7 protein-coding genes, 1 rRNA gene and 1 pseudogene are annotated in these 9,498 nt (G+C 53.7%); 3 read left to right on the plus strand and 6 right to left on the minus strand.

Annotation, left to right across the window (positions count from 1 at the left end):
- Positions 1-262: 262 nt before the first annotated feature.
- The gene (locus tag IQ22_RS20955) at positions 263-2,275 is read left to right on the plus strand and encodes a putative bifunctional diguanylate cyclase/phosphodiesterase (RefSeq protein WP_145145651.1); all 2,013 of its coding nucleotides are present in this window, start codon (positions 263-265) and stop codon (positions 2,273-2,275) included.
- A gap of 21 nt (positions 2,276-2,296) precedes the next feature.
- On the opposite strand, the gene oadA is transcribed toward IQ22_RS20955, so the two are convergent.
- Entirely contained in the window at positions 2,297-4,102 is a 1,806-nt protein-coding gene (gene oadA / locus IQ22_RS20960) for a sodium-extruding oxaloacetate decarboxylase subunit alpha (RefSeq protein WP_145145653.1), read from the minus strand.
- Positions 4,103-4,113: 11 nt separating this feature from the next.
- A complete protein-coding gene (locus IQ22_RS20965) occupies positions 4,114-5,529 on the minus strand; it encodes an acetyl-CoA carboxylase biotin carboxylase subunit (RefSeq protein WP_145145655.1) in 1,416 nt (471 codons plus the stop codon).
- Positions 5,530-5,684: 155 nt separating this feature from the next.
- Here IQ22_RS20965 and IQ22_RS20970 point away from each other — a divergent pair, with 155 nt between their 5' ends.
- Positions 5,685-6,641, plus strand: coding sequence for a LysR family transcriptional regulator (locus IQ22_RS20970; RefSeq protein ID WP_145145658.1), 957 nt, complete (start codon positions 5,685-5,687; stop codon positions 6,639-6,641).
- Here the strand turns inward: IQ22_RS20970 and IQ22_RS20975 are convergent.
- Together IQ22_RS20975 and hexR are read right to left on the minus strand one after the other, a co-directional pair.
- Positions 6,610-6,804 carry a PA3496 family putative envelope integrity protein gene (locus IQ22_RS20975; RefSeq protein WP_145145660.1) on the minus strand — a complete coding sequence of 65 codons (195 nt, stop codon included), beginning with the start codon at positions 6,802-6,804 and terminating at the stop codon, positions 6,610-6,612. The genes IQ22_RS20970 and IQ22_RS20975 overlap by 32 nt on opposite strands.
- Positions 6,805-6,912: 108 nt before the next feature.
- Positions 6,913-7,791, minus strand: coding sequence for a transcriptional regulator HexR (gene hexR / locus IQ22_RS20980; RefSeq protein ID WP_145145662.1), 879 nt, complete (start codon positions 7,789-7,791; stop codon positions 6,913-6,915).
- Between the two features lie 392 nt (positions 7,792-8,183).
- Between hexR and IQ22_RS20985 the strand changes: the two are divergent.
- Positions 8,184-8,555: pseudogene (locus IQ22_RS20985) on the plus strand (Hcp family type VI secretion system effector); the annotation flags it as partial.
- A gap of 34 nt (positions 8,556-8,589) precedes the next feature.
- Here IQ22_RS20985 and IQ22_RS23230 read toward each other — a convergent pair.
- Together IQ22_RS23230 and rrf are read right to left on the minus strand one after the other, a co-directional pair.
- Positions 8,590-8,736 carry a hypothetical protein gene (locus IQ22_RS23230; protein WP_158635470.1) on the minus strand — a complete coding sequence of 49 codons (147 nt, stop codon included), beginning with the start codon at positions 8,734-8,736 and terminating at the stop codon, positions 8,590-8,592.
- A 521-nt stretch (positions 8,737-9,257) separates the two neighbouring features.
- Positions 9,258-9,373, minus strand: a 5S ribosomal RNA gene (gene rrf / locus IQ22_RS20990).
- Positions 9,374-9,498: the final 125 nt, after the last annotated feature.

The raw sequence follows: 9,498 nt of genomic DNA on the forward strand, positions 1-9,498 counted from the left end.
GACCAACCATTTTAGTAGGAAATAAGCGTGCTAACTAATGATAAAACGTCGCATGCTTATGCGTTTACGTTACAAAAAGCCTATCAACCGCTTATCTACCCTCCTAGATAGCTGTGAACTAGTTCACTAAGAGAAAGTCTTTAATGCCCATGTGGCCTATGGCCATCGAATTTACTGTTGAAGGCGCACGGATGAGCCTTGCTAAGGCAGCGTGTGGCGCAAAGACAGGTAACTGCAGTTCTTCTTTAGCGCAGGCGTCATTATGTCAGCATCCCATGATCTTCATCATCAGATCGAAACCAACCTGGTCCGCTCGTCGCGCGTGCTGACATTCAGCCCTACCCTTGAAGCGCGCTACCAAAAGGACATCGATAAAAAGCGCAAACTGCATATCTCCCGCTCGCACCTGGCCGGTTTCCTGGCCTACAACAGCTTTCTGATCTGTGAATGGTTCCTTCTGGACGCGCTGTTCATGCAGGCCCTGCTTTGGCACATGCTGGCAGCCATACCAACCTTGATCAGTCTGTACTGGGTCAAACAAGCCGCTTCGCCACGCAGCCGCGAGCGCTACGCAGCTGTTCCCTGCCTGGCTGGCCTGTTCGCGGCGCTGGTCATCCTCTTCATGGTCCCGCCGATGGACCGCCTGCTAGGCCTGTTCTCCTTACCGTTGATGATTGTCTATGCCAATAACACCGTAGCGTTGCCGTTCCGGATCGCGCTGCCGTTCAACGCTATCGTCGTACCCGTTGTCATCGCATGCACCTTCGTCATGCAAATGGCCCCGGACAAGGCGCTTTATATCAGCTGCATCGCCACGGTTACGGCCATTTATTCCCTGCTCTCCAACTACTGGCTGGAGCGCTCCGAACGACATGCCTACCTGCTAAACCTCAAGGAAGCACTGCGCATCCAGGCCCTTGCCCATTCCAATCGAACCCTACAGACCTTGTCGGATACCGACCCTCTAACAGGTGTCGCCAATCGCCGATACTTTGTTACCGCTTTCGACGAATTCTGGACGCGTTTCCAAGCCAACGGCAAGCCGTTCGCTCTACTCATGCTGGATGTTGACTATTTCAAACCATTCAACGACCAGTATGGCCATCCTGCAGGCGACAACTGTCTGCAACGTGTCGTCCTGGGGCTACGTGACCAGCTGCGTGATGAAAACCTGCTGGCCCGTTACGGTGGTGAAGAATTCGCTATTTTGCTGCCCTACTGTACCCAGGAGCAGGCCCGGAGTATTGCCGAACGGCTTCGCGCAGCTGTAGAGGAACTGGCGATTCCGCATCTGGCACGGGGCGACGAAGGCAAAGTCGTCACAGTCAGTATCGGCGTTGCCACCTGCGCCACGGATGCCATGCCGTCAACACGCGAGGCGCTTATCGAAGCAGCCGACCGAGCGCTGTATCAGGCCAAGCACAACGGCCGTAATCAGGTCATGGCTGCTCAAGAGACAGACAGCCACGTGATAATCGCTCACCCGCTGCATACTCCGGTGCCGGATATAAAACCAGCGGACCTACGCCAAGCCCTGCATGAACACCGTTTACAGCTTTACTATCAATCCATCCATCGCTGCCCGAGCAATACTCCGGTCGGCTGCGAAGCCTTGCTGCGCTGGCACGACCCGGTCCACGGTGTGGTATCACCCGAGCTGTTCATCCCCTTGGCCGAGCGCAGTGGTTTGATCATCGAACTAGGCGACTGGGTATTACGCAAGGCCTGCCAGCAGGCCTGCCAGTGGAGCGAGCCGCTATTCGTCGCGGTGAATGTATCGCCCTTGCAATTCGCTGACCCTCACCTGGCTGATCGTATCGGCGCTATCCTTACGGAAACCGGTCTTGCACCTAACCGCCTCGTACTTGAGCTGACTGAGGGCGTGCCGCTGAATATCACCCAACAAGTACGTCTGTCCTTCCGCCAATTAAGGGCAATGGGCATTCATCTCTCCCTGGATGACTATTGCACAGGCTACGCTAACGTTGCCTACTTGCTGGGACTGGAATTCGACTCGATCAAGATTGATCGGTCCGTCCTGCTCATGAATGAACCCGACAAGCGCAAGGTGCTACTCCGTGCCCTGCTCGATATGAGCCGTGCGTTCAATGTAAAAGTTATTGCCGAAGGTATTGAGACTCAGGAGCAATTGGATCTCCTGAATGAACTAGACTGCGATTTCGCTCAGGGTTTTCTCATGGCGCGCCCCGTACCGGCAGAGCACCTCCGGCACATCGAGCACATTAAAATGGAGCGAGCCGCGTGTATCGGTTAGCAATACACGCGGCTCGAACCGTCAGTCTTCGATTTCGATCAGAACCTCGCCCGGGTTGATCCGATCCCCTTTCACCACATGAACGGCCTTGACCGTACCGGCGATAGATGCCTGGATCTCCGTTTCCATCTTCATCGCTTCAGTGATCAACACCGCGTGACCGGCCTTGACGGTGTCGCCCTCCTTAACCAGCACATCAACGATATTTCCCGGCATGGTAGTACTGACATCGCCCGGCGCGCTGGCCTGACGACGTTTGCCATCCCCACCGGAGACGTAGCTGTTGAGCGGTTCAAAAACTACTTCTTCCGGCATCCCGTCAATGGACAGATAGAAATGCCGCTTGCCTTCGCCCTTGAGTCCTATGCCCGTAATGTCTACACGGTAGCTTTCCCCGTGCACATCAATAACAAACTCGGTCGGTACACCCTCACGGGCCAAGGCGGTGCCGCTACCATCTGGAATCGGTAACAACGCTTCAGGCTGCAGCGTACCGGCAGCGCGCTCCGCCAGAAACGTGCGGCTAATATCCGGAAACATGGCATAGGTCAGTACATCCTCTTCGCTCCTGGCCAGCTCGCCTACTTCCTTACGCAGGTTATCAAGCTCAGGCTTCAGCAGATCGGCCGGGCGTACCTCGATTACATCCTCATTCCCGATGGCCCGCTTGCGCAGCAGCTCGCAGACCTTACCGGGCGCCTTGCCATAGCGGCCTTGAAGATACAGCTTCACCTCGTTGGTGATTGTCTTGTACCGCTCGCCGGCAAGCACGTTAAAAAATGCCTGTGTGCCGACAATCTGCGACGTTGGCGTTACCAGCGGAGGAAAGCCCAAATCTTCACGGACGCGGGGAATCTCAGCCAACACTTCGCTCATACGGTTGAGTGCACCTTGCTCACGCAATTGGTTGGCTAGGTTGGAAATCATCCCTCCCGGTACCTGGTTGACCTGAACGCGGGTATCGACCCCGGTGAACTCGCTTTCAAACTGGTGATATTTCTTGCGCACCGCGTGGAAATACAGGCCGATCTCCTGCAACAGCTCCAGGTCCAGCCCAGTGTCATAAGGCGTATTCCGTAGCGCGGCGACCATGGATTCGGTCCCTGGGTGGCTGGTCCCCCAAGCCAGGCTGGAAATGGCCGTATCGATATGATCAGCGCCGTTTTCTACCGCCTTGAGCTGGCACATGGCGGCCACCCCGGCGGTATCGTGGGAGTGGATAAACACCGGCAGGTCCAGCGCTTCCTTCAATGCCTTGACCAGCTCACCAGTGGCATACGGGGTCAGCAGACCGGCCATGTCCTTGATCGCAATCGAGTCCACACCCATGCCCGCCATGGCTCGCCCCATCGCGACAAAGGCTTCGACGGTATGCACCGGGCTCGTCGTATAAGCGATAGTGCCCTGAGCATGCTTGCCGCTCTTCTTCACCGCTTTGATAGCAGTTTCCAGATTACGCACATCGTTCATCGCATCGAAGATACGGAACACATCGATACCGTTTTCCGCTGCCTTGGCAACAAACGCCTCTACCACATCGTCGCTATAGTGCCGGTAACCGAGCAGATTCTGCCCGCGCAGGAGCATTTGCAAACGTGTATTCGGGAGGGCGGCACGCAAAGCGCGGAGACGCTCCCAAGGGTCTTCCTTAAGAAAACGCACGCATGCGTCAAAAGTCGCGCCTCCCCAAACTTCCAACGACCAATACCCTACCCGGTCCAGCTTGTCGCAAATGGGCAGCATGTCTTCCGTGCGCATGCGCGTCGCCAATAGGGATTGATGGGCGTCACGCAGGACGGTATCGGTAACGAAGATTTTCTTGGACATTCTTGTTTTCCTCACAGGCCGGCGTGGGCGGCAATGGCGGCCGCGATGGCCAGGGCCAGTTGTTCGGGCTTGCGCTTGACAGAGTACTGCGTCAGTTCAGGGTGGCTTTCCACAAAACTGGTATTGAATCGTCCGCTGCGAAATTCTGGATTACGCAGAATCGCCTGGTAATACGGTGCAGTAGTCTTTACCCCTTGCACGCGCATGTCATCCAGGGCACGCAGGCCACGGTCCAGCGCTTCCTCCCAGCTCAATGCCCAAACGATGAGCTTTAGGCACATGGAGTCGTAGAAGGGAGGAATTACATAGCCGGTATAGATCGCCGTGTCAGTTCTTACCCCCGGCCCGCCCGGCGCGTAATAACGAGTGATCTTGCCGAAACTGGGTAGGAAATTATTTTTTGGATCTTCCGCATTGATACGAAACTGCAGAGCGAAGCCCCGGTGGATGATGTCCTCTTGCTTCACCGACAGGGTTTGTCCGGAGGCAATGCGGATTTGCTCACGAACAATATCAATTCCGGTAATTTCCTCGGTGATCGTATGCTCCACTTGCACCCGCGTATTCATCTCCATGAAATACACTTCGCCCTCGGCAAGCAAGAACTCCACAGTGCCTGCATTCTCATAGCCCACCGCTTTAGCTGCCCGTACGGCCAGATCGCCTACATAAGCGCGCTGCTCAGGCGTTAATTGCGGGCTAGGTGCGATTTCAATGAGCTTCTGGTTACGGCGCTGGATCGAGCAGTCCCGCTCGAACAAATGCACAGTGTTGCCGAAACTGTCCGCCAGGATCTGCGCTTCAATGTGCTTTGGGTTGACGATGTACTTCTCTAAGAACACTTCAGCGCTACCAAAAGCCTTGGTCGCCTCGGAGATAACTCGCGGATAGGCCTGCTCCAGCTCTTCGCGACTGTTGCAGCGGCGAATCCCTCGGCCGCCACCGCCTGAGGTCGCCTTAAGCATCACAGGGTAACCGATACGCTCAGCCTCACGCAGAGCCTCGTCCAGATCGGCCACGTTACCCTCAGTACCCGGCGTACAGGGTACCCCTGCTGCAATCATGCTACGACGTGCCTCGGTCTTGTCACCCATTCGGCGAATAACCTCAGCGCTTGGCCCGATAAATTTGATCCCACGTTGAGCGCAAATTTCGGCCAGCTCAGCATTCTCGGACAAAAATCCGTATCCCGGATGCAACGCATCGCAACCTGTTTCAACCGCTAGGTTCACAAGTTTACGAGGGTTCAGATAGCCTTCGAGCGGGTCGCTACCGATACCATAGGCTTCATCGGCTCGCTTCACATGCAACGCATGACGATCGGCCTCGGAATAGATGGCCACTGACCGGATACCCATCTCAGCACAGGCGCGTACGATGCGCACTGCGATTTCGCCGCGGTTGGCGATGAGAATTTTCTTGATCACACGTAGACCTCTTTGACGAGGGTGAATGAACTCTGACAGGCGTTTTTATTTTTCCCACCTGGAAAACCTACGCGCCCTAGATGATTATGGAAAATCAATATTAATTAGCGTATCTATAAGGGATAACTTATACATAAAAAGAGAAGCGTTCATAAATGCGTAAGCCGCTATTGCGTATGACCTTACGCCAGCTACAGGTATTTGAAGCCGTTTGCGAAACGCGCTCTTACAGCCGCGCAGCCGATGTCATGGCTTTGACCCAGCCAGCGGTCAGCCTACAAATTCGTCAACTTGAGGAACTGGTGGGCCAGCCTCTTTTCGAGTACAGCGGTAGAAAACTCTACCTAACCGAGGCTGCTGAAGCCTTGCAACGCGCCGGTCAGGATATATTTGGCCGCTTGAATAGCCTCGATATGCAGCTGTCCAACCTACTCGGCGCGCTGCATGGCCAACTTAGATTAGGTGTCGAGACTAGTGCGCAGTACTTGGCGCCTCATTTGTTCGCCATATTTAAACGGCAACATCCAGAGGTCAATGTGCATCTTTGCGTAGGCAATCATGCTCAAATGCTCAAGCGACTATCGGAGAACCGCGACGAGATAGTGCTCATGTCGCTTGTACCGCCCGACAGAGACCTAGAATTCCTACCGTTTCTCAACAACGCTATCGTTGCAGTCGCACCGCCTGAGCATCCGCTTTGCCAGAGCAAAAATTTGCTTCTGAAAGACCTTGAAAGCTATCCGCTTCTGATACGCGAATCGGGTTCTAGCACCCGTCAGGCCTGTGATGACTATTTCAAGCAAAAGCGCACCCATTTTACCCACGTTCAGGAGATGACTTCATTAGAAGCCCTCCGCGAAGGCGTGATTGCCGGACTCGGCCTGGCTTTGCTTCCTCGCCTGTCCATTCAGCGTGAGCTAGGGGCGGGGCTCTTGCACGAGCTGCCTGTACACGAATTACCGCTTTATCGCAGCTGGTGTGCGGTACACCTGCGCGGGCGCCACCTGTCACCCGTCGCCCAAGCGTTCTTCACATTCATACGCGAAGAACGCGCCCTGATTTCGGCTCTAGCAGAACGGCTCAGTGGGCAGCAGAGTGTGCAGCAGGCGTGAACGCAGCAGGAGCTAGCAGTTCGGAATAATCCATCAACTCCTGCTCCAGGCGAAGTCGTTCGTTACGGTCCTCAATGGCACGCCGAAACGCCATACGGCGCTGATCTGCCAGTCGCCGACGAGTCTTGGCATCGAGACTTTCATTGTCCATAAGCATGGCCATCTCATTTCTCCAAGTGAAGAGGGAGACTTAACCATGCGCGGACAATATGACGATTTGGCGAACACTGAATGAAGCTTAGAGGACAGCAGCCGAAGGGTTATCAGCTCTTCAATGCGTATCACGCTCGTCATGATGCCTCACACTTTTGGCTGACAGCCGCAAGCTACGTAGGCTTCGCTTCACGCCCTTGAGGTGATTGACCAGCGTTGGGCCGCGAGACATTGCAACTCCCATGGCAAGCACATCAATAACAACCAGATGCGCAATCCGTGAGGTCAGGGGCGTGTAAATTTCGGTATCTTCCGGCACATCAATGACCAGACTGACGTCGGCCAACTCAGTCAACGGCGTTTGCCCAGGGCAGATAGTGATCAATTTGGCACCACTATCACGCACCAGATTGGCGGTGATCAACAGATCCTTTGAGCGTCCAGATTGAGAGATACAAATAGCTGCATCGTCTGGTGTCAACGTAGCCGCCGACATAGCCTGCATATGTGGATCAGAATAAGCGAACGCGCTTAAAAGCAGGCGGAAGAACTTGTGCTGCGCATCGGTCGCTACAGCCCCAGAAGCACCGAAGCCATAAAACATGACCCGTTTAGCCTTGGAAATATGTTCAATGGCCTGCTCTAACGCCTGCATATCCAGACGCTCGCGAATATCCATCAACGTATGTAGCGTGGTGTCGAAGATTTTCAAACTGAAATCTACGACTGAGTCGTCTTCATGAATCGCAAACTGCCCGAAACTAGCCCCTGAAGCGAGACTCTGGGCCAGACGCAACTTCAAATCCTGAAAGCCATCGCAGCCAATAGCACGACAAAAACGAATGATCGTAGGTTCGCTAACTCCTACTTCATGTGCCAAATCCGCCATTGAACTGTGCATGACAGAGGCTGGATCGACCATGACATGCTCGGCCACCTTGAGCTCAGACTTACGCAGCAAATGGCGTGACTGGGCGATATGTTGCATCAAGTTCACAGGCGGCATACTCAGTAGATAGTGGTTAGGAAATCATGTAGTGAGACGTCTTTATACTACATGAACGCCAACTGGTTCATTAATAAGTCTTTTTTGCCTTGTCAAATGAAGCCTCGGCATACAACTCAATAGCGCAACTTTTGGCGCACTAGCTGACTTAAAGATTGCTAATACGGCATATACTGAGGCCTTCAGCGGCTGCGCAAAATTCACCTGACATCTGAGCAGAAAGCTGCACACTTTAATGTGACCGCTCACGCAAAGATAAATCATCAAAAACCGTTATATTTTATAACCGACTGATTTTAAAGGAATTTAATAAATTGGCACGCCTCTTGTAATCATTCTGGCATCCGGGCCAAGTGGCCCTCTAGTCAGGCAAGGAGAGCATTATGCCAACACCCGCGTATCTATCCCTCGAAGGCACTAAACAAGGTCTGATCACCGCTGGCACATTCACGGAAGATTCGGTCGGTAATATTTTCCAGGAAGGTCATGAAGATCAGATCCTGGTTCAGGCCTTCAATCACCAAGTCATCATTCCCCGCGACCCGCAGTCTGGTCAGCCAACAGGACAGCGTGTACACAAGCCGCTGATGATTACCAAGGTATTCGACAAATCGTCTCCGCTGATTTTTAATGCCCTGACCTCTGGCGAACGCTTAAATAAGTGCCGTCTTGAGTGGTACCGTACTTCGGCTACCGGCACTCAAGAGCATTACTTCACTATCGAACTGGAAGACGCCATCATCGTCGACGTGCAGTCCGACCTAGACTAGACCTTAAGGCCCTGCTGCATTAGCGTGCCTTTCTTGCCCTTTCGCCCAACGGCAACGCGTCCGAGGTCGGCTCTACCAGATTGGCCAATGATCCAGCGCTTTGGCGTACGCCTTGAAACCCGTACTGCACGACTTCGAGCAGTACGCCTGAGTATGAAAGTCGCATTTAGGATGCGACGCCAAGCCAGACCTGGAGGATATGATTACCCGGGCCGCTACAAGGCAAAAAAACACTGTACGTCCGAAGCTGAGGCCAAGGCCAATAACGATCTTACTATTGGGCAAAACCAGCATATTAAGCTTGGTACAGCCCAACTCAATTAACGTTGACTAGGAAATTTATCTTTTTAGCGACCCAGAAGTTGTTTTAGAAGCGGGAAGCGGGAAGCGGGCTGACCTTTAGCCTGGGCAGCAGGTTTGTACGGCTTGAGAGCAGTGGTATTAACGTTGTTGGCCCAACTCTAGGCACTACTGTTAAAGCAGAGGCCCTATCACCAATCCATAGCCAGCCCATTAACTCTTAAGATCAAGTCCTGGCACTGCAATAGAGACTTAGCCAAAACGTTGGTATAGCCATGCTGTCTGGCTTGGAACCTGCTCCAAATTTGGCCGCCCTTGCCGCTCAGTTCTGGGCTCTGAAAAGACAAAACCCCCGGGCCGTTAGGCCTGGGGGTTTTGGGTATAGGTGCTTGACGATGACCTACTCTCACATGGGGAGGCCCCACACTACCATCGGCGATGCTTTGTTTCACTTCTGAGTTCGGAATGGGATCAGGTGGTTCCAGAGCTCTATAGTCGTCAAGCAATTCGGGTGAGGAATCGCTGTTACTCGCTTCCTCGAATGGGTATGTGATCAGGTAATTGCGGGTTCGCAAGCTTTCGGCTTTAGGCGTCTTCCCGTAGGCAATCTTTACAGATTGTTTGGGTG

The organism is Pseudomonas duriflava (assembly GCF_007830155.1).
Lineage (GTDB): Bacteria > Pseudomonadota > Gammaproteobacteria > Pseudomonadales > Pseudomonadaceae > Chryseomonas > Chryseomonas duriflava.

Coding starts and splice junctions, on each gene's coding strand:
- IQ22_RS20955 (WP_145145651.1), top strand. CDS start 263: ATGTCAGCATCCCATGATCTTCATCATCAGATCGAAACCAACCTGGTC.
- oadA (WP_145145653.1), bottom strand. CDS start 4,102: ATGTCCAAGAAAATCTTCGTTACCGATACCGTCCTGCGTGACGCCCAT.
- IQ22_RS20970 (WP_145145658.1), top strand. CDS start 5,685: ATGCGTAAGCCGCTATTGCGTATGACCTTACGCCAGCTACAGGTATTT.
- IQ22_RS20975 (WP_145145660.1), bottom strand. CDS start 6,804: ATGGCCATGCTTATGGACAATGAAAGTCTCGATGCCAAGACTCGTCGG.
- IQ22_RS23230 (WP_158635470.1), bottom strand. CDS start 8,736: ATGCGACTTTCATACTCAGGCGTACTGCTCGAAGTCGTGCAGTACGGG.